34 protein-coding genes are annotated in these 26511 nt (G+C 32.1%); 2 read left to right on the forward strand and 32 right to left on the reverse strand.

Translation table 11 applies throughout. The annotated features are described in order from the left end of the window. Window positions 1-435 precede the first annotated feature (435 nt). The 24 genes from LS69_RS08860 to LS69_RS08965 all read right to left on the reverse strand — a co-directional run bounded on the left by LS69_RS08860 (window position 436) and on the right by LS69_RS08965 (window position 17599). Entirely contained in the window at window positions 436-762 is a 327-nt protein-coding gene (locus LS69_RS08860; protein ID WP_138124214.1) for a hypothetical protein, read from the reverse strand. Window positions 763-774: 12 nt separating this feature from the next. Next, complete coding sequence (locus LS69_RS08865; protein WP_138124216.1) at window positions 775-1020, reverse strand: transcriptional regulator; 246 nt, start codon at window positions 1018-1020, stop codon at window positions 775-777. 15 nt (window positions 1021-1035) lie between these two features. After that, on the reverse strand, window positions 1036-1836 hold the full coding sequence (locus LS69_RS08870) for a hypothetical protein (RefSeq protein ID WP_138124218.1): 801 nt from the start codon (window positions 1834-1836) through the stop codon (window positions 1036-1038). A gap of 14 nt (window positions 1837-1850) precedes the next feature. After that, the gene (locus LS69_RS11125) at window positions 1851-1979 is read right to left on the reverse strand and encodes a hypothetical protein (RefSeq protein ID WP_275050970.1); all 129 of its coding nucleotides are present in this window, start codon (window positions 1977-1979) and stop codon (window positions 1851-1853) included. Between the two features lie 9 nt (window positions 1980-1988). Beyond that, window positions 1989-2261: a hypothetical protein gene (locus LS69_RS08875; protein ID WP_138124220.1), complete on the reverse strand. Its 273-nt coding sequence runs from the start codon at window positions 2259-2261 to the stop codon at window positions 1989-1991. 30 nt (window positions 2262-2291) lie between these two features. Next, on the reverse strand, window positions 2292-2732 hold the full coding sequence (locus LS69_RS08880) for a single-stranded DNA-binding protein (RefSeq protein ID WP_138124222.1): 441 nt from the start codon (window positions 2730-2732) through the stop codon (window positions 2292-2294). Window positions 2733-2759: 27 nt separating this feature from the next. Beyond that, entirely contained in the window at window positions 2760-3236 is a 477-nt protein-coding gene (locus LS69_RS08885; RefSeq protein WP_138124224.1) for a class I SAM-dependent methyltransferase, read from the reverse strand. 4 nt (window positions 3237-3240) lie between these two features. Beyond that, the gene (locus LS69_RS08890; RefSeq protein WP_138124226.1) at window positions 3241-4434 is read right to left on the reverse strand and encodes a type IV secretion system protein; all 1194 of its coding nucleotides are present in this window, start codon (window positions 4432-4434) and stop codon (window positions 3241-3243) included. Next, window positions 4434-4748, reverse strand: a complete 315-nt coding sequence (locus tag LS69_RS08895; RefSeq protein ID WP_138124228.1) for a hypothetical protein — start codon at window positions 4746-4748, stop codon at window positions 4434-4436. The genes LS69_RS08890 and LS69_RS08895 overlap by 1 nt, the downstream gene beginning before the upstream one ends. Window positions 4749-4767: 19 nt before the next feature. Beyond that, entirely contained in the window at window positions 4768-5601 is an 834-nt protein-coding gene (locus LS69_RS08900; RefSeq protein WP_138124230.1) for a hypothetical protein, read from the reverse strand. Then, window positions 5591-6064: a hypothetical protein gene (locus LS69_RS08905; protein WP_138124232.1), complete on the reverse strand. Its 474-nt coding sequence runs from the start codon at window positions 6062-6064 to the stop codon at window positions 5591-5593. The genes LS69_RS08900 and LS69_RS08905 overlap by 11 nt, the downstream gene beginning before the upstream one ends. A 118-nt stretch (window positions 6065-6182) precedes the next feature. After that, on the reverse strand, window positions 6183-7016 hold the full coding sequence (locus tag LS69_RS08910) for an ArdC-like ssDNA-binding domain-containing protein (protein WP_138124234.1): 834 nt from the start codon (window positions 7014-7016) through the stop codon (window positions 6183-6185). Between the two features lie 59 nt (window positions 7017-7075). Next, window positions 7076-7306, reverse strand: a complete 231-nt coding sequence (locus LS69_RS08915) for a hypothetical protein (protein WP_138124236.1) — start codon at window positions 7304-7306, stop codon at window positions 7076-7078. 128 nt (window positions 7307-7434) lie between these two features. Beyond that, entirely contained in the window at window positions 7435-9768 is a 2334-nt protein-coding gene (locus LS69_RS08920; RefSeq protein ID WP_138124238.1) for a type IV secretory system conjugative DNA transfer family protein, read from the reverse strand. After that, complete coding sequence (locus LS69_RS08925) at window positions 9761-10129, reverse strand: CopG family transcriptional regulator (protein ID WP_138124240.1); 369 nt, start codon at window positions 10127-10129, stop codon at window positions 9761-9763. The genes LS69_RS08920 and LS69_RS08925 overlap by 8 nt, the downstream gene beginning before the upstream one ends. Window positions 10130-10137: 8 nt before the next feature. Beyond that, complete coding sequence (locus LS69_RS08930) at window positions 10138-11133, reverse strand: ATPase, T2SS/T4P/T4SS family (protein WP_138124242.1); 996 nt, start codon at window positions 11131-11133, stop codon at window positions 10138-10140. A 1-nt stretch (window position 11134) separates the two neighbouring features. Continuing rightward, window positions 11135-11365, reverse strand: coding sequence for a hypothetical protein (locus LS69_RS08935; protein WP_138124244.1), 231 nt, complete (start codon window positions 11363-11365; stop codon window positions 11135-11137). 8 nt (window positions 11366-11373) lie between these two features. Next, a complete protein-coding gene (locus LS69_RS08940) occupies window positions 11374-12534 on the reverse strand; it encodes a DNA type IV secretion system protein ComB10 (RefSeq protein ID WP_138124246.1) in 1161 nt (386 codons plus the stop codon). Then, on the reverse strand, window positions 12531-13646 hold the full coding sequence (locus LS69_RS08945; RefSeq protein ID WP_238699287.1) for a TrbG/VirB9 family P-type conjugative transfer protein: 1116 nt from the start codon (window positions 13644-13646) through the stop codon (window positions 12531-12533). Before LS69_RS08945 ends, LS69_RS08940 begins: the two co-directional genes overlap by 4 nt. Window positions 13647-13649: 3 nt before the next feature. After that, on the reverse strand, window positions 13650-14312 hold the full coding sequence (locus LS69_RS08950) for a VirB8/TrbF family protein (RefSeq protein WP_138124248.1): 663 nt from the start codon (window positions 14310-14312) through the stop codon (window positions 13650-13652). Between the two features lie 3 nt (window positions 14313-14315). Next, window positions 14316-14450 carry a hypothetical protein gene (locus tag LS69_RS11130; protein ID WP_275050971.1) on the reverse strand — a complete coding sequence of 45 codons (135 nt, stop codon included), beginning with the start codon at window positions 14448-14450 and terminating at the stop codon, window positions 14316-14318. A 19-nt stretch (window positions 14451-14469) separates the two neighbouring features. Next, a complete protein-coding gene (locus LS69_RS08955) occupies window positions 14470-17001 on the reverse strand; it encodes an FtsK/SpoIIIE domain-containing protein (protein ID WP_138124250.1) in 2532 nt (843 codons plus the stop codon). A gap of 10 nt (window positions 17002-17011) precedes the next feature. Then, complete coding sequence (locus LS69_RS08960) at window positions 17012-17254, reverse strand: hypothetical protein (RefSeq protein WP_138124252.1); 243 nt, start codon at window positions 17252-17254, stop codon at window positions 17012-17014. 36 nt (window positions 17255-17290) lie between these two features. Then, complete coding sequence (locus LS69_RS08965) at window positions 17291-17599, reverse strand: hypothetical protein (RefSeq protein WP_138124254.1); 309 nt, start codon at window positions 17597-17599, stop codon at window positions 17291-17293. 772 nt (window positions 17600-18371) lie between these two features. Between LS69_RS08965 and LS69_RS08970 the strand changes: the two genes are divergently transcribed. Together LS69_RS08970 and LS69_RS08975 are read left to right on the forward strand one after the other, a co-directional pair. Next, on the forward strand, window positions 18372-18581 hold the full coding sequence (locus LS69_RS08970; RefSeq protein ID WP_138124256.1) for a hypothetical protein: 210 nt from the start codon (window positions 18372-18374) through the stop codon (window positions 18579-18581). 27 nt (window positions 18582-18608) lie between these two features. Then, complete coding sequence (locus tag LS69_RS08975) at window positions 18609-20246, forward strand: relaxase/mobilization nuclease domain-containing protein (protein WP_138124258.1); 1638 nt, start codon at window positions 18609-18611, stop codon at window positions 20244-20246. Window positions 20247-20303: 57 nt separating this feature from the next. Here the strand turns inward: LS69_RS08975 and LS69_RS08980 are convergent, their stop codons facing one another. From LS69_RS08980 to LS69_RS09010, 8 genes are all read right to left on the reverse strand, one after another. After that, complete coding sequence (locus LS69_RS08980; RefSeq protein WP_138124260.1) at window positions 20304-20573, reverse strand: type II toxin-antitoxin system YafQ family toxin; 270 nt, start codon at window positions 20571-20573, stop codon at window positions 20304-20306. Further along, complete coding sequence (locus tag LS69_RS08985) at window positions 20573-20803, reverse strand: DUF2683 family protein (protein ID WP_138124262.1); 231 nt, start codon at window positions 20801-20803, stop codon at window positions 20573-20575. Before LS69_RS08985 ends, LS69_RS08980 begins: the two co-directional genes overlap by 1 nt. 29 nt (window positions 20804-20832) lie before the next feature. Then, complete coding sequence (locus LS69_RS11135) at window positions 20833-20967, reverse strand: hypothetical protein (RefSeq protein ID WP_275050972.1); 135 nt, start codon at window positions 20965-20967, stop codon at window positions 20833-20835. Then, window positions 20964-22241 (reverse strand): toprim domain-containing protein, encoded by a 1278-nt coding sequence (locus LS69_RS08990; RefSeq protein WP_138124264.1) that lies wholly within the window; start codon window positions 22239-22241, stop codon window positions 20964-20966. The genes LS69_RS11135 and LS69_RS08990 overlap by 4 nt, the downstream gene beginning before the upstream one ends. Window positions 22242-22415: 174 nt before the next feature. Then, on the reverse strand, window positions 22416-23195 hold the full coding sequence (locus LS69_RS08995) for a TrbM/KikA/MpfK family conjugal transfer protein (RefSeq protein ID WP_194145477.1): 780 nt from the start codon (window positions 23193-23195) through the stop codon (window positions 22416-22418). A 22-nt stretch (window positions 23196-23217) separates the two neighbouring features. Then, on the reverse strand, window positions 23218-24192 hold the full coding sequence (locus LS69_RS09000; RefSeq protein ID WP_138124268.1) for a type IV secretion system protein: 975 nt from the start codon (window positions 24190-24192) through the stop codon (window positions 23218-23220). Then, window positions 24189-25490, reverse strand: coding sequence for a hypothetical protein (locus tag LS69_RS09005; protein WP_138124270.1), 1302 nt, complete (start codon window positions 25488-25490; stop codon window positions 24189-24191). Before LS69_RS09005 ends, LS69_RS09000 begins: the two co-directional genes overlap by 4 nt. A gap of 95 nt (window positions 25491-25585) precedes the next feature. Beyond that, complete coding sequence (locus LS69_RS09010; RefSeq protein ID WP_138124272.1) at window positions 25586-26386, reverse strand: replication initiation protein; 801 nt, start codon at window positions 26384-26386, stop codon at window positions 25586-25588. Window positions 26387-26511: the final 125 nt, after the last annotated feature.

The following is a 26511-nucleotide window of genomic DNA, read 5'->3' on the forward strand; positions in this document are numbered from 1 at the left end:
TTCATAGCTTTCTGTATCTTTAATAACCTCTTTGCTTAATTCTTTAAAATGTCCGCCTGTGGCGAATACTTGCGCCCCTGTGATTTTTGCAATCTTTTCCTTTTTATTTGGGCTTTCAATCACGATTAAAGCGTTCTCTAGGTTCATTTGCTCTCCCTTGTGTAAAATGTAGTATAATGTGTCTGTCCATAAGGCTAAATGGATAAAATTTGCAAACTTTAGAGTTGGTAAATCTCTGCCTCTTGCAAATTTACACCGCTAAAACTTACCACTTTGGCGGTGGTTTTAATTAATGCTTTCATTCTTTTTCTTTAGTGTGCAATCTTGTTGCTTTTTTGATAAAAACTAAGTGAATTAACATAAAACTTAAGATGATACATAAACAATAAAACACTAGAGATAAAATTGTAAGGCAATAACTTATCCATTCTAAGCTCATTCCCCATCCTCTTTAAAATCCATCACTTGAAGTATTAGTTTTATCTCTGAATCTCCTAAGATTTTCTGTTCTTCCTCTGATTCTGCTATGAGAGAGACTTCTTCTCCCAAATTGATTCCAAGATTCTTATGATAAAAATTCAAGATTAAAAGCAAAGCTTTTTTATCTAATTCTTTATCTAGTGAAATATTATTTACAATGGATAATGTCCAAAGATTCTCTAGTATCTCACACATACCTTTTTCTTCATTAAATACTAGATTGTATTCAGAGTCTCTGTTTAGATTCCCTACGCATTTTCCATTAGTATTACGAATTTTCATTTTTTCTCCTTATTATGATTCTTCTTGTAAGAGTTTTTTAAAAGTTTTAAAAAGGCTTCTAAAATCTTCTAGCTTTTCTTTAAGTTTCAAATTCTCAAGATACAAATTGATAGCAAATTCAAGACTTTTGCTTATTTCGCCAGTAGAAGCATTTTTGTTTAAAGTGGCTTCACTATACCCTATCTTCTCTCCAAGCTCACGATAGGTAAGTCCTAATTCCTTACAAGTCTTTTTGATAAGATTTTCATTTTCTTTCATTTGCTTTCCTTTTCTTCATCTTCCCCTATAAGGTTCTTTTATCTGTTTTGTAGGTTTGGTTTTAGAGATTGGTTTTGGAATCTCTTTTTTGGACTCTTGTTTTGATTGATTGGAAATAGAATCTTTGGAATCTTTTTGTTGGGATTGTTTTTGCAGTTCTCTTTCTATACCAATTCTAGCTTCTTCTATATCAATCTTATATTCTTTAGCAATGTCTTTGATTAAGGATTCTAAAGTTTCTTTAGTTCTAAATCCTTTATCTGTATTTAAGAGAGATTCATAATCAATTAATTGAGAAGATTCTCTTTGTAAGTTAGATTGTGGAGCAGAAGCTCCTAATTGTTGTTGGTAGGATTCTAAGGCTTTTTGTTTGTAGGTTTGGGATTGTTGTATAAAGCGATTTGTATCTTCTAATCTTTGGCTTCTTGTTTGTAATTCTTGGAGCGATACTCTGGCTTCAAAATCTCTTCTCCATATTTCATCACCATTGATTCCACAAATGCTTTTGCGTCCCTCGCGAATACTTCCGCTTCCCTCGCGAATTCCTCTGCTTCGTCTGCTTCTCTCTTGGATAATTCCTCTGCTTCGTCGAATGATAATATCGGTAGTTCTTTCCACTCCTGTGGTATTTGTTCTGCTGGAATTGGTGCTAATTGCATCGCTATTCTCCTTTAAAATATTTTCTATACTGATTGCTTTAAATGGTATTGTAGCATTTGGTTCTGAAAAATACAAAATATTTTCGTTACTTAAAACGATTTTATATCCTGTTTCTTTCTCTAACTCTTTGAGTTTTAAAAGTAAGTCAAATTCCATTCTTACGCCTTTTTCTAAAAATAATCAAATAAAAAAATATAAAATTTAAACCAATAAACACTAGGGGGTAAAATTGCAAGACAATAACCTACACCTATCCATTCTAGTTGCATTTGCATTAATTGTAAGGATTCTAGCTTCATCTACTCTCCTTAAAACAAATTAGGTTCTCTAGGGATTAAACTTTTATCCTTTGGATTCCAAATCCAATTTTCACCCTCTCTAAAATAATTCAATTCTCTAGGAGTTTTTGGATATAGGGTAAAAATAATCTTTTCATTCTCTATCTTTTCTTCCATAATAAAATCTCTAATTGCATTAAGTATCTCTTCTTTTGTAAAAGGGGGATACCTATAAGTTTCTATTTCTCTATTTCCAGCAATTAATACTTTTTGATTATCTGTATATGAGTAACTAAAATTCATATCATTCCTTTAGTCTAAGCCCCAAAGGGCTTAAAATGGTGTTTCCTGCTCTGCTTCACTATTTACCAAAGTTTGGGCTTCCTCTGTGGCTTGTGGCACATTTTCATAAACAACTTCAGCAACCACTTGTGGAGGATTTGGAATCTCTCGCTTTTGATTCACAAAGGTGAAGTTTTGAATAATTACTTGCCAACCATATTTTTTATTGCCATTCTCATCGTCATAGGTGTAGGTATAAATCTTACCATTACCTAAAAACTTATCACCTTTCCTTAGGTATGTAGAGGCGGTCTCCGCTTTCTTACCAAAAATAACAATAGGAATCCAATCAGTATGCTCTATCGTATCGCCATTGTCTGCTTTGTGTTTTTCTGTGATTGCCACAGAATTTCTTGCAACTTTTCCACCACTTTTAGTATCCTTAACTTCAAAATCTGCTCCGAGATTTCCACAAATTGTAACGATATTCATTGTTACTCCTTTAAAATAATTTATGATTCAATCTATTTCACTTAGAATCTCCTTGTGAGATAGATTGGTTTGTGATTCTTTAAAAAATACACAAAAATGTGAAGTTTTAGAGCTTTTTTGCATTAAAATTGGGGATTGTGGGAAGCATTCTAAAATACTTTTTAGGCTAATATGTGCTTCACTCCATTTAAAAATTAAAGTGCCATTGTCTTTAAGCACACGCATACATTCTAAAAATCCTTTTGTCAAATCCTCTTTATAGTTTGGGCTTAGCTTCCCATACTTTTGCACCATAAAAGATTTTTCACTGCCACGATTTGGCGCAATATGTGGAGGGTCAAAAATAACTAAAGAAAAACTTTTATTCTCAAAGGGTAAGTGTGTAAAATCTAAGATTTGATTTGGGCTTACTTCTTCTCTTTTATCACAAAAAAGAACATTTGAGTTCTCTTTGTCGGCATAAAAACATCTGAATCCACAGCACACATCTAAAATTTGCTTCACTATCTTATCCTCCTGTGTAATAACTTGATAAAGATTCAATGTTTTTTCTAAAGGCTTTTTCTTCTTTTAATGCTTTACTTGCATTCACTGCTCCCATTATGCTTTTGCCTCCTGGTGTTGCTTCCATAAGTCCTTTACCTAAGGATTTCATTAGTGTATTTCCTGCTATTTTTGCTCCTACTGCTCCTACTCCTGCAGTCATTGCCATAGCTCCTGCCATTTTTAATGGTGCTAATCCAATCCCTGCGTCATTTTGAGTGCCTAAAATTTGATTTATCCAACTTGGCACTTTAGCAAATACAATCAAAGCAATAATTGCGCTTATTGACAATCCCATTGGTGTAAAGATAATTGTTACCCACCAATTTTCTCCAAACGAAAGTTTTGCAATGTCTGTTTTTGCTATTTGTTTGAGTGCTTCAAGTGGAAAATCTGCTATTACCATTGCCACAGGCGCATAGAGTGAATAAGAAATATATAGTTTTAGCCACGAGAAAAAATATCCTCTTGTTTGGCTTAGCATTAAAAGTGGAATCGTAATCACTGCTAAGGATAAAATGATAGTCTTCATGAATGTAGTAACTGATACAATACAAAAGATTGCAAGGATTAAAATCATAAACAAAAGCCATACAAAGGCATATCCTATAAATTCAAAACAAGTTACTATCATTGCCCCAATAGATAATGCCCCACCGCTAAAAAAATCCACTATTTTTACTGAAGCACTGCTTGGAGAATTTTTTTCTAATAGAGTATTAAAAATTGTCCCACAAAAATTATTGAGTGTATTGATTCCATTTGCGAGTGTGTCTGTAAAAGTAGCATTGTCTCCATAACCTGCAAAATTTCCTATGGTAATGGCACTTACATAGTTGATTGGCAAATGCAGTAAATGCAAAAACTCATAATAGATAGCTTCAGAACTCATTATTGTATAAACAAAACAAACGATAGTTATCCAAACGATTGCTTGATAGGTATCCTCTCTGTCTATCCCTCCCTTATGCAATCTTTTTAATAGCCAAAACATTGCAATTAATCCTATTAAAGAATAGGCAACACCATTAAAAAATAAGCTTTGTGTCGCTTCAAAAAGCTTGGAAATCATATTTTCTACAATTTCTTGCATAAAGCCTAGTGTGGATTCAATGACGCCTCTTGCGCTTTCTTGGATTTTATTCACGCTATCTGCCATTAGATTCTCCTTTGGAATGTTGTTTGGGTGTAGGTGTTGGTTTTTGTTTTGGTTTGTATAGAGCTTCCATTAAAGGTTTCAGTAATAATAATTTCTTTTGTGATGATTTCATTGCCTACTTGTTTAGTAGTGGTTTTAGTGATTGTTTTTTCTAGTGGAATAGAATCCTTTGCTTCTAGTTTATAAATATCATTAAGCGGAGATTCTTTAACACTTTCTTTGCTTTCTTGTTTGGTTAGAATTTCTACTGTGTTTTTTGGTTTTTCGTCTAAATCTAGGAATTTTAGAAAACTCGCTAATAATTTAAAATTCATATTTTTCTCCTCATCTTATTCATCTTCCCCTATAAGGTTCTTTGGTTGATTTTGTCTGTGTTGTGGATTTAGTTTTAGAGATTGGCTTTGGAATCTCTTTTTTGGATTCTTTTGGAATTGCTTTGGATTGTGATTTTATTTCTTGTTTTATTTCTTGGATATTTTGTGTGATTTGGGATTGCTTTTCTTGTTTAGATTCTTGTTGTTTTTCTATTTCAAGGGCTGTATTTAGCCATTTTTGTGCTTCTTGTTGGCTGATATTACAATCTTTTGCAAGGTATTTTGCAGTAGTTTTAAGTGTTTGTTCTGTCCTAAAGCCTTTATCGGCTCTCAAGGCTTCTTGGCATCTTGTAAGGATTTCTTTTGTATTGATTGGAGTGAGAGACACTCCTTGTTGTTGGTAAGACTTTAGGGCTTTTTGTTTGTAGGTTTGGGATTGTTTGATTTCCTCTTCTAGTTGTTTTTGTCTTTGGGATAGACTTGCTCTAATGTGAGAATACCCATTTCCATAAGTGCTGAATTCTTGAAGATTTCTGTTTGCACTCGTAAATTCCTCACCTTTCTCAATTCTTGCTCTGCTTCGTCTGCTTCTCTCTTGGATAATTCCTCTAACTCGCTCAATGACATTGCTGGAACATCTTTCCACGCTTGTGGAATCTGGTCGCTTGATAGGATTTCCATTTTTACTCTCCTTTAATTCTTTTTGAATATTAATTTTATCAAAAGATTCCTTGCTATTGGGTTCAAAACAATAAATTTCTGCATTGTTTTTATCTATAACAAAACGAAAGTTTGTTTCTTTTTCTATTTTTTCTAAAGCAACTTGCAATGCAAGTAAAATTTCAAATTTCATTTTCTTGCGCCTTAAATACTACATTTTCCCATTCCCACTCTTTTCTTAATTGGAGGAATTCTGGAATCTTATTTTCTCTAAGTAGAAGCAATAATTCTTTATCGTAAAAAAAGAGTTTGCTTTGTATTAATTGCGGTTCAAGTTTGAGAAGCTTATTTTTAGATTCTTCTATGATTTTGTTTATTTCTTGCTCTGTTTTAAAATGATTCGTCTTTATGATAAGGATTTTATCTTTACTTGTTAAATAAAAAATTTCAATTTTAAGAATATTGTTTGTAAGTGAAAAATCAAGTGTTGATTTCACATTATTATGTAATATTTTAGAATTCAGTTCTTCTAAGCTATTAGCCTTATTATCAAAATAAGTAAGTGAGTATCCAAAATTATTGCGTCCCTCATTGATATTTTTTATACCCATTTTGAATAATTTGAATAAGAGATTTTCTTTCTCTTTTAAAGTCATTTGTATTCCTTTATCAATTATCAATTTGAATCCAAAAAGGAAGCAATGCCTTCCTTAATGATTCTAAACAACTCTTTGCTGTGCTATTTTTTAAAAGATTCTTAAAAACAATAGCTTCCTATCTTCCACCGCGCCCTTGCTCTTTTTGCTTAGGTGCGATTTCTTGGGCTTTGCCATACTTCATTGCAATACTTTTTTGTAATTGCGATGGCGTATAGTCTAAGCCTTTGTTTTGGGCATTAAGGAATCTTAAGATAGTGTCTTTTGCTACTCCTGTGATTCCAATTTTTTCAAGATTTGGCAAAGTGTTTTTGGTCTGCTCTGCTAATTTTTCCCTATATGTTGGCAAATTGCTTAAATCCAAACTTTTAAGTTTGCTTTTGTCAATTCCGCTAACCTCGCTAATGTGGTAGATATTCATTGTTTCAAGCTTAGGTGTTGCATAATCTACACGCTCTTTTACAATATATTCTCTACCCTCTTTTGAAATGGCTTTCATTGGCTCATTAGTGTTAGGGTCAATTTTTGGTTGCATACCATATTCTGCCATATACTCATATTGAAACGATTTGCCTTTTAAGACGGGTTGTCCGTCTTTGTCAAGAATAGGTTTTCCCTCTTTATCGTGCATAGGATAAGTTTTGATTTTGCCACCTAACTCAAAAACTTGTCTTGCACTGATAAATTCATTACTTTTATAGCCATTGACTTGGGCAAAGGTTCTTAACATTACTCCATTAAGTCCTAAAAATGGCTTTCCTGTGGCTTTGTTATAAGGCATAGTTTTTTCTATTTTTTGATTACTCAAATCATAATTCCAAAACATTTTGCCTATATTTCTTTCACTCAAAGCCATACCTACAACGATTCTTTTCTTTTGATTAACAAACTCCAATCTTTCGTTGTTGCTCATCTCATTCCAATCTTTTCTTTCTTGATTCTCTTTTTCCATTTTTTCTCCTGATATTTAAAATGTTTATCCCGATAGTGTCGTCTATTTCAAGACGATTATTAATTTGCGGTATTGATTTCATCAACAAAATCAGAATACAAAGGTTTTCCCTCTTCATCATAAGCATCTGGCTCTAAAAGAGGTGAATGAGCCTCATTCTCTGCCCCCACTTGAATCAATAGTTCTTGATATTCTTCTTCTGTCAAGTCCATTGTTCGCGCAACTTTTGGAATCACTAACTCTAGGTTTTCGTTAGGATTCTCCAATTTAGAATCATTTTGAGTTTGCATTTGCACTCCTTTTTGGTATTTTTAGCTTATCCCCTCCACAATTAAAACAAGGGAGCGATAATCGTTTTAAGAATAAGCTAAGGTAAAATTACTCGCAATAAGCTTACTTTAGCTTATGAAATGAGGATTCAAGCAGTATCCTCTTCTTGCTCCTCCTTGATAGCTTCTATAATTTGTTTGATTTTTTCTAATGACATTTCATTGTTATAAAATCTATTTTGAAATGTTTTTAAGAGGCTTTTATATTCTTCTTCTGTTTCGCAATTTCCACATTTATTAACTAAAGTCATAAAAAACTCTTTTAATCCCTCTTTGCCTAACTCTTGCTCTATGAATGCCTCTTTTTCTTTGACTTCTTGCCTGTTTATTTCTTCTTGCTCTTTAGAATCTTGCGGAATCTCTTGAGATTCTTGAGATTCTTGAAGTTTTGGATTTTGCGTATTTTCTTGAGATTCTTCTTGGGCTTCTTCTTTGTCCAATTCTTGCGTTTCTTCCAAACCTTGTTTTTCTAATGATTCTTGAGTTTTTTGCAAATCCTCTTTTGCCTTTTTTAGCGCATTAATTCTTGCAATTTTTTCGCGCGTATCAATGACTGCTTGGATTCTAGGTCTTGGTGTTGTTTGTGGCTTTAAATCCTCTGCTTGTGCTTGTGCTTCTGCTTCTTTTTGAGTGGATTCTAAGGATTCTTGTTCTTGCGCGATTAAGATTTTTTCTTGTTGCAATTCTTCTTCACTTTTAACAGGAATCTTATCTGCACCATTCCATTCCTTGTTTTTGAACCAAAAATTCACTTTGGCTTTAATGGGGTGTTTAACAAATCCACGAATGAGGATTAAAATATCAGTGTTTGGCATATTTAAAATATCTTGAGCTGGAACAAGTTCGTATCCCTCACTAGAGATAGAATCATTGCTTTTAATTAAATCTAGGTTACCTTTACTAGTAGAGAGTTTCTTTCTTGTGAATTTCCCTATCATTTTACTTAGTTCTTCCGCGTCCTTTGCACTATTCATGGTAAAGACAACTTGATAGCCCACATTGCTTCTTAGAATATTCAAATCATCTTCCCCATAGTATTTTTTAATCTGCTCGTAGCTCTGGGTGATATAGATTGGAATTAGTCCATAGCTTCTACAAAGCGCAGGAGCTTCTAACAAATAAGGCATTTTTCCAAATCTCACAAATTCATCGCCGATAAAATAAACGAATTTATTGGGGTCGCTATTTTCTTTGCCACTCATTAGTTTTTTAAACATTGTCTCTACAAAGATTCTAATTAGAGGGGCTAGAATATCTATGTCTTCACTTTGGATTACTACATAGCAAGAGATTTTTTCTTCTCTCAAATCATAATAATCAAAACTCATTGTAGAGGTTGCATTTGCTACGCGTGGATTTTGAAAAACAGCCATAAAGGTATCATAGGTGGATTTAATACTTGCAAACTCTGTTTCTGCGGCAGTGCTATAAGACTTGCCTTGATTTCTTGTAATATCATGCAAGGATTCATCTAAACTCACTTGCGTATAAAAAGCTTTTTCTTCGCTTTTGCTGGAATCTCTTTCTATTTTGCCTGTATCTTCGTCTTCTTTGATTAATTCAAATTGTTTTTTAATTTCATCGCTAATGAAGTCAAATTTATCCATTTTTGGAGCTTGTGCTAATTCACCTAAACTTGTATGTCCATTTTTTTGCATAAAATAGGTTGCATAAAAACTAAACATTGTTTTTGCTGATACAATCCAATGGTCGTTTTCTTTGCCTTTTTCTCCCACAAAGATTGTTCCTGCGATTTGGTCGGCTAATGTTTTTTGCTCTACATAATCCAAATTTTGAATTACTTTTCTATCAAAAGGATTGAAAAACATTGTATTTTCTTCTATGCTTAGCGGTGAGAATCTTAAAATTTTATGTCCAAACTTTTGTTGGCGGAATCCCGCACTTTTTTGATAGAGTTCCCCTTTAATATCTAGCACAACAACAGAATTAAAGATTGAAAAGAGATTGGGCAATGCGATACTTGCAGTCTTTCCTGTTCCCGGTGGTGCAACAATCAGACATGCTAAAGGACTTAAACAACGCAAATATTGTTCTACTTCGCCATTCTTTTTTAAAAGCACTCCCAACATTAAGCCCTTTTCCCCATTAATATTCATCTTTGGAAAATCTTGCTTTTTTGCAAAAGACGCACTCCCATAATCTTCTAAGCCTTTGTTGGTATGAATAAAGAAATAAACAATAAGGGTGCAAAGAGGCATTAATCCAAAAAGGATTGCAAGATAGGCTTTAAATTTGAGCGTCCCGCTTGTGATATTTTGCAAGATGAGAATTCCTACATTTAGCACATCTTTAAAATTTGGATTAAAGATATATTTCACTGCTAAAAAATAGAAAATCACACTTAAAATGGAAAAAACTACGAATCCTATCAGCCATTGTTTTAATGTAATTTCTTTAGACATTTTGAGAATCCTTAGTTTTGTGATATTTTTGTTTGCTTTTTGGCTTCTTAAAATAGATTTTGTAATCTTGCAATGTGGTTTTAAGCTCTTTAATTTCTTCTAAAATTACACTAAGTGAATTTTGATTTAGAGATTCTGCATTGGCATTTAATTTGTAGGCAATTTGATTAAGATTATTTCCGATTCTATGGATATTATTCACAAAGATTTTATGAATCTCTTGCTGTTCTTGAATTTTTGGATTCATATTTTCTTGATTTATCATTTGACGAATCAGTGCATTTTTTGTATAACCTGTTTGTATTTTCAATTTTGACAAAGCTTTAAATTCTTGTGGATTTAAATATAGATTCAATCTCATTTTCTCTCCTATACCAAAGCATTCAAATCTGCTTCTTTCAGATTTAAAATGTCTGTAATTACTCTTTGTTTCCCAATTCTCTTAATTTGAATGATAAAATCTACTCCACTTGCAATATAAGAGTTCATCATCTTTGTATCTGGATTTTGCAATCCTCCCCCCAAAGTTACATTAATCGCAATGGCTTTAATGGCATCTTTTGGGCTATTTGCGTGAAGTGTGCTTAGGTTGCCATCGTGTCCTGTATTAGAAGCTCTTAAAAAAGGGAGAGTGTTGCGCATATCAATTTCCCCTAACAGCAATCTATCGGGTCTTAATCTTAAAGCGTTATCAATTGCCATTTTGTAACTATAAGTATTGGTTTCTACTTTTGGCACAGCAAGTTGTAAAAGATTATGATTTTTCAAAGAAAGCTCTTGTGAATCTTCAATGGTTACAATTCTTTCACTTGGGTCAATTTCATTAGCTAAAGCATTTAAAAAACTTGTCTTTCCTGTGCCTGTTCCCCCGCTAATCAAAATACTTTTGTGTGTTCTCACTAAGTCTTTAATCTTTTCATAAGTCCAACCTTTCTCTAAGCACAAATCACTTAAGGTAAAAGCATTTAATTCAAATCTAGCTTTACTTGGAATCCTAATAGAAATTCCAATATTAGAATTAAATAAAACGCTTTTATGTTGGGCTTGAACCCTATATCTTAGATAAGGATAGGGAAGCTCACAACTTAAAGAGGGGTTGCTCTCATTGAAAGCTTGATTTCTCCTTGTTGCTAATTCTTTTAAAAAACTCTCTAAGATTGGCAAATGCAAAGTCTCATCGTGGATATATTCCCACTCACCTTGTCTATCTATCCAAATTTCTTTTTCTTGATTAATGATTAGCTCATTGGCTTCAAGGCAAAGGTATTTATCTAAGTGTCTAAGAATTGTCTTTAAAATCGCACTAATTTCTTGCGATTGATTAATGGCTTCCAATCTTTCTTCTAGGCTTTTCGCACCCTGCATTTTATGCTTCTTTCTCTGTATTGCTAGATTTTGTTTCTGCGTTGCTAGGGTTGCTTAAGGCGTTAATCTCATCTAAAATTTTGGTTGCTTTGAGCTTTTCTCTAGCAAGTTGAGATTCTAATTGTGTGATGTCTTTGTAGATTCTCTTTAAAGCCTCTTTCTTTCTCTCTAGCTTCGCATTTTTTGATTCCACATTTTCCATAAAATTTACCACTTCGTTAAATTCTGCCATTGTTTCTCCTATTTAAAATATTGTGTCATCACTTCACCATTTCTTGGTTTTGGAAACCAAATGTGGTGGGTTGGCACAATAAAGATTCTGCTACCTGCTTTAATTTCTATGGTTGGCTTAATCGCCCTTTGTTGCGTTAAAACTTCCTGCACAATCGTGCTTAAATCTGTTTGGGATTGATTGTAAATGGATTCGCTATAAGTATTGTTGCCTTTGTTATTATTGGTTGCAATCGAAAGCAATAACACATTAGTTAGAGTAGAGAGTGCATAGGGAATTCCAAATCTCTCTAAATAGCGATTATTCAAATGTCCCTCCACTCCACTCATTCCCATAGAATCCGCAGTGTTAGTATTGGTGAGCAAGATATTTACACCTTGTGGTGTAATAATCTCTCTCCATTGTATTTGCAATCTTGCGTGTCCTGTAACCTCTCCACTGCTAGTGTAAATCCCAATAACCTTACTTCCTCGTGGAATCATCACTGCCTGTCCCATTGTGGCATAAATATCTTCTTCCACCTGTGCGCTTACGATTCCGCTTAAATCACTTGAGATTGCACTCATTAGTATAGCTGGGATTAATCTCCCCGCACGCACCATTCTAAGCAATCTATGCTCATTTGTGGCATTGTCAATGTTTTCTTGATTAGAGAATCTATCCACTCCCCATTGTGTCCCTTTGCCTAAAAATAGTGTTTCTCCGTTGCCTCGCTCTGCAAGAATAGAATCTCTAAGCATTGCATTGAGTTTTTGTTCTTTTGTGAGAGGCTGTGTGTTTTTAACAATGGGTTTTGAGGTGGTTTTGGATTGATTCTCTACAACTTTCTTTGCAGTGCTTATCTGTTCTTTTGCTTCAATTTCTTTTTGTAAAGCGTCCGCCTTATTGATGATTTCACTTTCGGAATTAATAGAGTTTTGGTGCAAGGCGTTAGGGTCTTCCATAAAATCTTCGCTTAAATATTTGGGTGTAGGTTTTTGCTTATAAAGATAATCATCTAAAGGATAATTGGTATTAAAAAGATAGTCCAAATTTTCTCTTAAAGGATTTTGTGGAGATTCTTTGGCGGATTCTTCTGTATTAGAGAAAATACTCTCACTTGCTACAATGCTAGAAATTGGATTAAAAAGTAAGCTTAGAATTAAGCTTGTTGAAATGCTATTTTTCATTGCTTAATTGTCCTTATTTCTACCTTGTTTTGCTCGGAGAGGTCAGTAAATGGTTCTGTGCTTTCTACGCACACATAAGAATCTCCACTCCAAATTGTCCATTTAGGATTTCTTGTTTCTGCTATAATATAATTACCAATTACCTTTGTTTCCACAGGCGTATCTTTTTTATCAATTACTGCAAAAATGCTAGGAATTTTGTTATTCTTTTTCTTATCGTATTTAAAATAAGTCCAAGTATCATCGCTAAAGATTTCATCACTTATGAGCCACTCATTTTGTTTTTTAGCCTTTTGTTTATAGTTAAAGTTCATCTCCTTTCTTTTGACTTTGACTTTTGCGATACCCTCTTTGATAATGAACCATTCTTTTTCTTCTTGTTCTCTTTGTTCTTGCGTTAAAACTTTAGAATCCTCATCAACAATTTGCACAAGCAAATTAGGATTCTCTTTGCTTCTATAATCTGTGGAGTAGAGGTAGAAGTTATGAATTTTATTGTCTTTGGTGAAAATTGTAAGATTCGTATCAATTCCAATAAGAAGAGGCTTGATAGATAGGGCATTGTTTAAGTTTGGAATTTCCTCTACTCTAAAACCGCTTTGGTCTCCTAAAATAAAACTTGCAATATCTGAATCAAACATTAGAGTAGTTGCCATAGAAAAGCGGGTGCGAATCTTTTGTGTTTTGTTTTCTTCATAAGGAATTTGCAAAGTGTTTTCAAATCCTGTGTATTTTTTATTTAAAAACTTTTGTTGAATTGCTCTTAGATTCTTATTTCTTAAAGCTTGTTTCATCAATAAAAGTTGCTCTTCGCTAATCTCTTCTTGTGGATAACTACCTTGCGGATAGGTTGTTTGGTAAGTGTTTTGATAATTTGGATTTTGATAAGATTGGGTTTGCGCAATGGAGAGATTATTGCCCACATAATCTCCCTTATTATCCATTGTTAATTTTCCACTATTAAAGGGGGATTCCCCACTTAAATTTTGCTTCTCCACTTCTTTTTGAATCTCAAAGGCTTGATTCAAAGCTTCTTGTGTTTGTGGGTCTATGGCGCACAAAGAAGTGCTTAAAATAATGCTAATAATTGCTAGTTTGCCAATTTGTTCCATTTTCTACCTCTTTTGATTTTTGGGATTATTTGGATTTGTGGTTTCAATATTGACTTTGCTTAAGGCATATTCATAAACTTTGAATCCTGTGGGATTTAGAGGAATTGCATTCTCTGCAATTTCTTTACTTTCAAACCCAAATTTTAGAGTTGCTTTATATCTTTGGAATCCTGTTTGTAATTCTCCAGCCCTTGTGATAGCAATAAATTCTACACTCGCAATATCATTAGAGAGGATTTGACTATTAATAATTTCAATTTCTCTATAAAGATTGCGCGTTTGATAGATTGAGCCTTGTTGTGTAACCGCCTTTTGAAAGACACCATAAACTTTATTGTCGCTTTGCAAGGCAATTTCTCTATATCTTAATTCATCGTCAATACGATTAATAGTTTCTCTTTTTAAAACATAACCTGCAAGAAGAGATTTTAAAAGTGCGACATCACTACGCACATTAAATCCCTCTGTTTCTACTCTAAAAAAGCTTCCTTGCGGGTCAGAAAAAAACACTAAATAGGGCTTTGTTTCTTTAAGTGGAAGTAAAATTGCTATGGTAAGGATTGTGAGCGTTAAAGCTATCATTAGTCCAATGACAAGCAAAAATAAAATCTTTGTTACATTCTTTTCTATCGCAAAAATATAGTTAGGGTCTTTAAGATTTAACATTTTCTATCCTCTTGGATCTTGGGTTTTTTCAATCTCATAACAAGCACAAGGGCTTTGCCTATCAACCTTTTTTGTGCTACAAGCATTAAAGGTAAGTGCGACTGCAATTAAACTTAGGCTAAAAAAAATCTTTTTCATTGGGTTTCTCCTTAGTATTTTAGTATTGTGGGATTTTTTTGTTTTGCAAATAAAGCTCACGCCATTCTTTCTCACCATAGTAAGCTTTAAGCTCTTTTAATTGTTTGACATCTCCAGCGTCTGAACTAAAAACACGCAAATAAGGATTTAGTCGTGAGAGATTGACATTTAAAATCGCACTATATTCTCCGCGTTTTAATAGAATCTTTCGTTCTTGTGGTTGAGTGTTGGCTAAAAATGCAACTTCAGAACCTCTTAGGTTAATCAGCTCTCGCATATCTTCTAGGGCGTTTTGGTTGCTTGTGGGATAGATGAGAAAATTTGTCATATTCTCTAAGAATGTTGTGCCTTTAGGAATTTCTCTAAAGAATCCTAAGCTCTGCGTTGCCATCATTACCACGCCATTAATTTTACGCACCTCTAGAATTGCTTCTAGGATATGTTCTCGCATTACTTCATCATTGAGATAATCTTTTAATTCATCTACAAAAACAAAGAATCCTTTGTTGCTGTTTTTGGAGACATTTTTAATTTTGTGGAATAAATAAATTGCAGTTAATGCACTTAACTCTTTATTTTTAAGTATTGCGTCCATATTTAAAATGGCAAGTTGCTTATCAAAGTTTAGGGCGTCTGCTTCATTATCAAAAATAGATTCTGCCCCAATGTATTCCTTTAAAGCCATTTTAATGTCTTTGGAATCTTGCATTATTTCAATAGAATCATAAAAATCGCTCAACTTTGCTTGGGGGAGTTCAAGGATTCTATCAAGCGTATTGTTGATATTGTTTATCTCTTGTGTGTCATTTTTGGTTACCCCACACATCATCGCAATAAAGGCTTTTAGGAATCCTTTATTTTCTAGGGTCTTTTCTAATGAAAAGGGATTGAGTTTAAAACCACTAGAATCTTCTAAGTCATGGTATTCACCCTCTACAAATTGAGTGAAATTGTGCATTCCCCTTAATTTATCCATCGCAAAGATATTAATATCATATTTAAAAAGATTGCACATTAAAAATTGCGTTAGAGCAGTTTTTCCTGTTCCTGTCCCCCCAACAATCATTGTATGTCCCGGAGCTTCTTTTCCATTTGTTGCATGAAAATTAAAAAAGTAAGGGCTTCCGCTTAAATGTTTAAAAATTGTAATGGGTGCATTTCCCCAACGATTATCTTTGAATCCCAAAATATCATTTTCAAGATTCATCATCGTAGCAAGATTAGAGCTTTGCAAACTTCTTAATCTTGCATTGAGGTTGCCTCTGCTTGGAAAAAAACTAAAGAAAAGCGGAATTTGGTTTAAAGTCTCACGCGTGGTGGCTAAAGAGAGATTTTCTAATACTGCTTTAAGTTTATTTGTTTTTTCCTCTAAAATATCCAATGCTTCTTTTTGTGAGGATTTTGTAGAATCTTTAGCGGTTTGATGAAGCAAAATAGAATAGCTCACTTCAAGGAGCTTTTCTCTATCGCTTTGAATATCCTGACTTAGGGCTTGTAGCATTTCTTTGGCTTCTTGGACTGCAAAGACTGCGGTATCTTTGATTTTCTTCAAAGCTTTTGCTTTAGGATAAGTCTCTACATGCACAAAAATCGTATATTCCATATTTTCACGCAAGATTGCGGTGCTAATGAGACTTGAAATATTCTCTGTTTCATAGGCTTTCACACTTAGGAATCTTGCATAAACATTCTTACCCTCATTGGTATAAAAAAGCATATAGTCTTTTTTAAATTCTAAATTGGAAGTGATATAGCAATCACTTAGCATTTCATAAGAATATTTTAGGTCTGTTTTGGTCATATTGCAATAAGTGGCAAAGAAGTTAATGAGTTCATTAGAATCTAACACTTTGGGTTGGAATTGTCCTAAAAATCCACTAACGCTTTCTTTAATCTCTTGCAACCTTTGGGCTTTAATATCTAGTCCATAATGGATCGCATTGGCTTGTTTTTGCAATGTGCTTGTCTGTGATAAGTCAATGATATTGGATTCTTGATATTCTTCATCTTCTCCCTCTGTGTTTTTTTCTTTGGTTACTCTGTCTTTGAATTTGTTTAGCTCTCCTAAGATTGCTTTAGTCTTAGTAGAGATAATCAAATAATAGACAATCTGATAAGCCTCACGCAAATTTTCCCATTTATCAATAATTTCTTTTGCGTAAGGATTTTTAATATCATTCTTGACATAATCTAGTGTTATTTTTTCTTTCTTGCATACAATATTGAGTTCTAAATCATTATCAAGGCAAGTAAAGAATTTGTTTCTGCATTCGCAAAGATTGAGTTCATTTTCGGGAGTGATAGAAGCATAAGAATATCCAAAAAGTTTGAATCCAATGCAAAGATTTTTATCATTTGTAACAATGATTTCATCATCATATTTTTGTGCAATATTATTTTCTTGAGAAAGAGAGAAAATTTTAGGCTGGGCAAATGTAAAAATACTATCCCCTTGCTTTAAAATTTTATTAATCATTTTAAACATATCGGTTTGCTTTTGATTTTTGGGTTTTGGTTCTTTGGTTTTAAAAAAGTCTTTAAAAATTGTCATTTTTTATCCTTCAAGCATAGAATTTTTTGGATTTGATTTTGAATTTTGTTTTTAAAATATCGTAAATATCTTCATCAAAAAATTCTAAAGTATAAAGCAAAGCAAGAATGCTAAGACTTGCAGGAATCATATAAAAAGCAATTAAAAACCAAAGGATAAAAGTGCTAAAAGCCCAAACAAACCAAGAAGTAATAGTTAAACCTTTTGCCTTTGGTTTTTTGGTCATTTCACGATAGCAAACAGAACTTAACATTCTTTTTCCCCTTTGAATTTTTAATTTTTTAGATTTTTAAATCAGGGATTTTGAGATTCCCCAAATGATTCCAAGTATTACAGAGACAGCAATAATTCCTTTGATATGCTCCATCATTCTGTCTTTTTGGAACATTGCAAAAATAAATAAAATCACTAACCATAAAATCCCAACAACACTCACAAAAGTGTTAATCATTGAAGCCAAATCTGAAGCGGTATTGGTAACTTCTGTTTCAAAATGTCCTTTGAATTTTCCAAGCGCAGAATCATTTGCACCCAACAAAGCAAGAGGCATATTTACCAAGAAAAGTATTGAGACTTTCAACCAAACTTTTTTCAACATTTTTAAATCCTTTGAAATAAATTTGTTGCAATGATAATGGGATTTCTTGAAAAAGCACAGGGGTATTTTTGCGGAGTATTTTTTAAAAAGAATCGCTTAAAATATGAGCCTAGAAAGAATAAAATTTACTTAAAATAATTTTAAATTAGCTTAAGCGATAGTCAAAATTTATAAAATTTTCCAAGTATAAAATTTTAAAGAATCTTGTGTTTAAGGAATTTCAAAAATAATTTGAATCTTGAAAATTTTTAAGCTTACTCCGCATTTTAAAATTTATCATTAATTTATTTTTGTTGTTACTTTTTGTAAAAAATATTGCTTTAAATTTTAAAAGTATTGCACTGCCTTTAAGGGATTTTACAATTTGTTTTTAAAGATTCTTTGTCTTTCAAAGTTGAGGCTTTAGATTTAAAAATATTGCTTTGAGATTTAAGAATTTTTACTCTGCATTGAAAAAATTACTTGAGATTTTAAAAATTTTACTTCAAAATTTAAAAAGATTCTGCTTAAAAATTTCAAAAACATTGCATTAAATTTTCAAAGCCTTGCTTGATATTTTTGCCCAAACTTATTGAAAAGTTCAGGCAAAAATCTTTTTATAATTTTTCAAGAAATTATGAAAATCACTATAAATCCCTAAAATTTGGGATTTATAGACTAAAAATATGTGTTTTTAGCACATATTGAGGGTTATCCTGCTAAAAATTTTGCATTTACTTTTGACTTTGTTTTTTGTAGAATCCTTTTAGATTAAGCTTTAGAGGAGTTTTTAATGACAACATTAAAGTTGAGCATAGAAAATGTAGATGATGACTTCATACAATCTTTAAAAGAATTTTTAAAAAGTAAATCACATTTTCATTATAAACTTCAAGAAAAACATTCTATCCCCGCACTTGATGAGGCAATTAGAGAATATGAAAAAGGGGAAGTGGTAACTTGTGCAAATTTTGAGGAATACAAGGCAAAAATAAATGAATAACAAATACATAATCAAGTAGGAATCCAAATGGAAAATCATCAAAAAACTAAAGATTTTTTCTTTGACTTTGAGGAAATAAAAGCAAGAAAAGTTCGTCAAGAAAAAAGGGGAAAGACAGATATTTTCTTTGATACGAAAACTATAAGATTTTCTAAAAATACCAAAGGTGATTCTACCTATCTCCAAAAACAAGTTGTAGTTAAAAATATTTCCAATTTAAACAAACAAGGATTCAAAAACGCACTGAATTATGTGATTAAAAATTCTGATGATTTTTATTGCATTGATGAAGATGGAAATCACAAAGAAGCGCGTGAGATTTTTAAAGAATGGAATGAGGATTTTGGCACAAAGGCAAATTCAAAAGATGTTTGGCATTTGTGTTTTTCTATGCGCGAAAATGTTAGTCCTCGTAATATGGAAAATTTGCTTAAAGCTACAAAAGAAGTAATGGATAAAAACTTTTGGGGCTATTCTTATGTTTTTGTTCCACACTCTCACCAAAACAATCCCCACATTCATATTTTACTCAACAAAAGAAATATTTTTACGCAAAAAAAATTACACTTCAAAGAAAGAAGTGATATAAGAATTTTGTTTAATACTTTGCGCAATGATTTTGCGACTGCTTTAAACGCAAGAGGCTATAACTATCAAAACAAATCTAGACTTGAAAAGGATTTACAAAAAGAAATAGAATCTCTAAAAGAAAACAAATTCCAATCTAAAGTTTTTGTCAATGAAATCTTGCAAAAAGAACAAATTGCACTCGGTAAAAAACTAGAAAATTTTGATAAAAAAATTAAAAAATCTAAAGATTTATTGAAAAATTTGTATAATGAAAAAAATGCACTTTTGCTTCAAGCATTAGAAAATCAAAGAGACAATAACAAAATCTATTTCAAACAATACAAAGAAGTAAAAATCTATAATGAACGCATAAAAGATTTGACCCAAACCACAAAATCCATGATAAAACAACACAGCACTTTAAAAAAAGAATTTATCCGCTTAGATAATTATAATCATGGCAAAGAAGTGGGAGATTTTTATTCTTCTTTGCAAGAAAAAAAGAAATATATTGAATTTATAGAGAAAAACTATCTTAGGAAGAATCTCTCTAAAAATCAAGTGGCATTGATAGAGAGATTTAAGCGTGAGATTGCACTGAATGAGCAAAGTTTCAGAGAAAATACTAAGGAATATTTAGAGCATAGAGCCATAATGGATTCTATCTTTTCTGCAAACTTTAAAAATGCTAATGGATTTAGGCTTTTAAGAGTGCAAAATGAGTTATTTAATAATTCCCTTGCTTGTGCTTTAGATGAATCTTTGTCTAAAAGATACGATGAAAATGGTAAATGTGTAAAGAATCTTATCAAAATGCGCTATTCTTATCTTGCAAACTCTCTTAGTAAAAAAGACAGAATTAAAGAGTTTGAACTAAAAGAGTTTCAAGCCCTCGCTAAGAATTTAAACATAGATAACACCTTGCTATTAAATGAACTTTCACTAAAGGTATTAAGAAATTCTAAAAAAGCTGCCAAAATAAAAGAAAAAATAGCAGAACAAAAAATTATTTCTAAAGATTTGAAGATGGAATCATCTATAACTCCAAAGCAACAAATCCCAAACCCCAAAATAGATTCTTTCACAAGAATATAAGGAGAAAATATAATGGTTTTAAATACATACTAAGTCAATTTGTCCCTTTTGGATTATTTATTTAAAAATTTCACTATGTTTTCCAATTCGCAATGCTTTCAGTATTAAAAGATTTTCTTTCTTTTCATAAATTAGAACTAAATCAGGCTTAATATGACAATCTCTATATTTAGAAAATTTACCTTGCAATGCGTGGTCATTATATCTATGTTCTAATTTTTCGCCATTACACAATTTCTGCAAAACTCTCATAGTATGTTTTAAATCTTGAGGATTCAATTTCTTAGCGTCTTTGGAGAATCTTTTACTTAAATAAAGTTCATACATCAAATAATACCCTCTGACCTAAAAGCTTCTTCTACATTTTTATAGGTTTTAAGCGTCTTATTTTTTCTTTGCTCTTCAAACTCTCTTTCACTCTCTTCTAAGCTTTCAATAAAATCTTGAGTATAAACTTCCTCTTCTTTCTTTACCTTGCATTTTGCATTAATAGCCTTTGCAAATGCTTTTGTAGCAGGTAAAAATTCCTCTTTTACATCTTCAATAATTAAAGTCATTTGGAATCCTTTAATGTTTATTTTAATAATTATATAAAATTAATGATTAATAGAAAATAGCGAGGATTGAATATATTTTGCCATAAAGAATCTTTCTTATCCAAAAATAGCATTAAAGCAAGTGCAACAATTCCTAAAATAGTAATTTGTTTTGGTTCTCTCATCTCGAGATTCCTTTGTTCGTGGATTGTATCTTACTTTTTTCTTTGACTTGCTCTTTTTGTAAAGATTCTAAAAACTTCTCTAAGCTTTTCTGTGCATTTTTCCTTAAAGGCTCATCGAGGTGCATTGAAGCTTTTTTGAGTAAGAAATCTATGCGTCCTACATATTGTAGCGTTTCTTTTTGTAGGTCTTTTTTACTTTTATTATTGAGCTTAGATTCTATGGTATTGTATGATTCTAATTTGTAATTACAGACTTCTAACATCATATTCACTACTTCTTTACTTAATTCTTCCTCTTGCTTGTAGAGTCTTGATTTTAATAGTTTTCTAGCAATCAAATCGTCATTAAAATCTTTCAAAAATGGTGTTACAATCTCTACTTCAAACTTTTTAAAACACCCCTTTGCTTTATCTGCGTTTCTATTCCCCGCCTCATCATTATCAAACCCTAAAATAACCTTTGGATTCTCAAAGAGATTCTCTTTTTGTTCAAAGCTCTCTAAAATTTCTTTATGTGCTTGTGTAAAGATTCCATTGGTTGCACAAAGCAAGGTTGGCTCTTTGATTTCCTTTAGTTCAAAAAGGCTTAAAGAATCAATGCTGGATTCACAAAGAAGAATATTTTTAATTTTTCCCTCACCAAGCCTTAAAATCTCTAAGCCCTTAGCACCATAACAAAGCTGTTTCAAGGGTTTATCGTAAGGTTGTCCCTCTTTATCTTTTATGATTTGCTTTTTTAAATAACTTACATAGCCGATTTGCGGATAATAAACTTTATCATTGATGGTAGAGTATTGGTAAGTAGGAATACAAATATTGCCACGATTATCTTGCTTAATTTGCGTTTTAAAAAGGGAAAGAGTAGAATTTGAGATTCCGCGCTCATCATACAAAAAGTTCTGTTCTCCTAGTTCTTTTATTTCTTTATATTTTTCTACGCTTTCAAGTGTTGCTTTTTTAAAATTATTTGGAATGAGCGTGTGTGCATTGGGAGCTTTTAACTTCTCTAAATCCTTGCTCTCTAGTAAATCCTTAACCCCAATCCCTCTATTTTTGCAGAAATTAAAGATATTGCCTCTATCATCTTCAACTTTTGGATTCCAATAGAGATAATGCCCTTTGCCATTTCTCGTGATGATAAGAGAATCATCATTGGCATTTTTTAGCTTGATAGAGTTTTTAGAACTTTTTGCCCTATCGTGTGTGTAATTCCAATCTAACAAAATTAAATCCAATGGAAGTTTGATAATTTCTTCCATTTCTTGCACATTCATTAAAAGCCTTTATAAATTATTTTAAAACTATTTATTTTATATTATTAAATTATTTAAAATAATTTTTAAATTATTAAAATATAAATTAATTAGGTATTTAAATATATTTATAAACATTTTTAAAATAATTATTTAATTGTTGTAATCCATTCAAAAAATCCAAGAGAGTTTTAATTACTCTCTTGCAAGATTCACCCAACAAGTCTTATTGATAGGCTTGGTTTGATAGTAATCATACTCCTCTATTGGTAAGGGTAGATTTTTTGCCTTTGCGATTGCATTTTGCCTCTGCTCTTTTTGAGTGAGTGTCTTTTTGACACGCAATCTTTGGTTTTCATCTAGCTTTTCATATTGAGCTTTTGAGATTGTGCCTAAGATTTCTTTACTGCTTTGCCATTCAATATCTTTATAGAATTTTTGTGAGCATTGATAGCTTAATCTAAAATCTGTATAAGGACTTTGGCTAAGAAGCTCACAACTTCTTGTAGCTTTCGGATTGATTCTGTGTCCTTTAATCTCTACTTTTCTAGGAATATTGTTAGAATCATAGTAAGTATAAGTTTCTAAAACTTTGCTTTCTATTCTTGCATTAAGTTGCGGCACAGAACAATCCCCCTCTAAATTGGGAATAATATTTTGTGCTAAATTCTCCATTTCTCTATCACCTCCTGTGGGACAAAGCTTTAAGAAGTTTTTCCTTTTCTTTATCGTATCTTTCCATTTTTTAGCACTGATAGAAAAATACTTTGCAATAGGTGCACTACACTCACTTGGTCTGCTAGGAGATGACAAACATAAAATTACCTCACAAGCGGTTTTAGTATCTCCTGTGAGTTGTTTAGCTTGATATTGTTTAAAACTCTCTTCTGCGATATTAGAAGCAAAGACATAAGAGTTAAACGCGATTCCTAAGAGGCTTAAAGCCATTATGTTTTTGAAGTTTTTGTTTTGCATTGTGTTTCCTTTGTGTTTAAGATTATTTTGGATTTGGGATAAAATTAGGAATCCCTGAATCATCAAACTTTACTTTTTTGCCTTTTTCCGCTCTTTCTTGGAAATTAGGGTCAATTTCATTGAGGGATTGAATATTAGGTTTTACTAATTTCGGCTCGTTTATTTGTTGAATTTTGGCTTGTTTTTCTGTAACTTCTAGTTGATAGAATTTCGCTTGTAATTCATAGATTTTTTGGTTTTGCTGGATTAACTCCAAAAGCATAGAATTAGTCAAGGCTTGGGCTTGTTTGGTGTTATTGTTTTGCTTCATTTGATTACTAAAAGCTTTGATTTTCTCACTATGTTTTGCAGGTTCGCTTTCCACGATTCCATTTAAGGTGCTAATCGTGCTTGTGAGTTGTTCGTTTTGTGCCATTGTTTTGCTGTATTTGCTCATTTGATTTAAATACTCAATTTCAGATTCAAGCTCTGCAATTTTTTGCAAATCTTCATCACTACCACCTAATTTTATCGCTCTTTCTTTCAGTTCCAAGATTTCTTTATTCTTTCTTTCTATATCCTCTAAAATAGCGGGAGTATTTGCGATTCCACTTAAACAACCATCAAATCTTCTTTCTATCTTTTTAGCTTTTTCTATGGAATCTTTTATGCTATTTGTGCCAGAGATTTTTAGAATCTCATTACAAGCATTCTTCACCTTAGCGGTTTGGTCAAAAACATCTTCGGGTAAATCTTTAATTTCTTGATACAAATCAAGACTATTGCTAATAATAGAGAGTGTCTCTCCATAAATTGATTTAATATCTGTTAAATTCACACCAAACTCATCCATTTGCTTTTCAAAGTTTGCAGTATCCTTTAGCATTTGGGCATAGTCTTTCATCATTTGAGAATATTGCATTACTGCTTGAGCAATACTTCCTGCGTCAATGACAGGGATTCCACTTGCAAAGCTTAGTGTTGCAGTGAGACTTAAAGTCAAAATTTGTTTTTTCATCGGTGCATTCCTTGTGGTTTTTCTTTGGTTTGCTCTTTTGTGATTCCTTTGACATAATCTTGCGCTTTTTTAAAAGTCTTTTGATAGTTTTCTCTGAAATTTGGGTGAGTTTTTTCAATGCTTTGCAGTTTCTTTTGTATTGCCTCTTTATCTACGCCCTTATCCATTTCCTTATTGAGGCTTTCATAGAGGCTTTTTTCTTCTTGCATTAAAGCTACATTATCTTGCACTTGCACATATTTATCTGTCATTTCATCTGTGAGCTTTAGCAAAAACTCTATTTTACTTTTCTCTGCTAATTCTTTTAACTCTGATTCTCTTTGTGCCCTATTGTGTTCTGCAATTTCTTGTTGGTCTTTCATCATCTGCGCTAAAGCTTTATCAAGATTATAAAGACTTTGGAGCAAATCGTCTATATCTTGTGCGCTAAATTTGCCCACTGCTTCTTGGAGTTTGTCTTTATCATCTTGGAGCTTATCTTTTAGTGCTTGGAGCTTCTCATCAATGGAATCCTCTTTGGAATCTATGTTTTGTAATTGTAGGTCTTGTGTGTTTGTTTGGGATTCCTCTTTGCTTATGGAATCTTCTTGAGATTTTTCTTTCTCCTCTTTCTTTTGGGATTCTAGCAATTCAATTTCTGCTTGGGTTTCTTTAAGGGATAGATTGGCATTTAATACTTCGCTTAATTTGTCGTGGCATTCTATACCTTTGATTGAGGTTTGGCTAAGTTCTAGCTTTTGTTGTGGAAAATAAGAATCTGTTTTAATTTCTAAAAGCTTGTTGATTTTTGTTTGTGTTTCCTTGTATGCTAAGTTGGTGTTTAAGACATTTTGCACATTCACATTTTCAACCTCTAGGGAGCTTTCTAGGCTTTTTAACGCTTGTTCTTGCTCTAAACTTGGTTCGTGTGGGTTTAATAAATCGTTGTGAAGTCCCAATGTGGGGTTTTCATATTCTAGTCCCCTTGTGTGATTTTCTAAGGTTAAATCCTCATTTTGCAAGGTTTGCTCTAGGTTTGGTTCTTTAGCATTTTCTTTAAGCTTTTCTTGCTCTTTAGCTCTCTCTAAAGCCTCTTCACGATTTTTTTGTTCTTTTTCTCGTTCATTTGCCCTCTCTAGCTCTTCTCTAACCTTTTGTTCATCTAAACCATTTTCTTTGGCTACATATTTTGCTGTAGTATCCAGTGTTTCTTTGGTGCGAAAACCCTTGTCAAACGAAAGAATCGCATCATAATCTAAATCGCCATAGAAATCGTGTGTTTCAGGTAAATCCACCAAGTCTGTATAATTTTCGTCCATTGATATTCCTTAAAGCTTATATACATTAATAGAGATTTTAGCGAAAGAGAAAATGTGTTGCAAAAAATAGCACATACAATAAGGGTCTAAGGATTTCATTGTTTCTCATTTTCAAAAAAGAATTTATATCCTACAATCTTTCTTGTTACATTTTTCTCACCTTTAATGGATTCTAAAATAGGTTGGTAACCAATATGGTTTTTGAAATATCTTTCACCTTTATAATTCAAGCCATTGAGTTCTTTAAGGGCAGGGAATAGATAAAATTTATTTATTTCTGAACTTCTTGTTGATGAATTTGATTTTTGTATATCCATAAGATTCTGAAACACAAAAGAATCCAAATCAAGGTATTTAAAATGTCTGCATTCAATCTCTTTGATAATCCGATAGAGATTCTTAGCACTTTTAGTGGTAATAAATGAAAACTCTTTAAGAGAGAATCCCACAAGAAAATTTTTATGAATGTTATTGAAATATTTATAGGCTTCAGGAGTAATTTTGACATTAAGATAGCTTAAAACATTGTTTTCATAGTGTGAGCTGATATTAAAGAGTGTGATTCTGTATAAATCCATATTTTTGCCATCAACCACATAGTTTTTAATAAAAGAACTCTGGAGCTTGTCGCAGAATTTTTCAATATTTGCAAAGAATCTCTTTTTGTTTTTAAATTTAGAATTTTTTTCATCTAGTGATTTTAATATTTCATCAATATTTATTTTAATTACTTTGTTCTTCTTGTTGTGCAAACGCGTGATGATAAAAAATAGTATATCAGTATCTATTTTTGTAAAATCTTTGAAAGAAATGCGATTAAACAAGCTATGAAAAAATATATTATCTTTATTATCTGATTTAACTTTTGAATCTAAGTTATTTTTAATATTTATCATTTTTATCTAATTTCTCCAATTTTGTATTGAAAATTACAATTTTCAAACCTAAATCTAAAATCTCAATTTAACTTAACTTCAAACTTCTATTTTAACCTGCAAGTGATAAGACTTTTAATCTTAAA

Source organism: Helicobacter sp. MIT 05-5294 (assembly GCF_000765675.1).
In the GTDB taxonomy this organism is placed as follows: domain Bacteria; phylum Campylobacterota; class Campylobacteria; order Campylobacterales; family Helicobacteraceae; genus Helicobacter_D.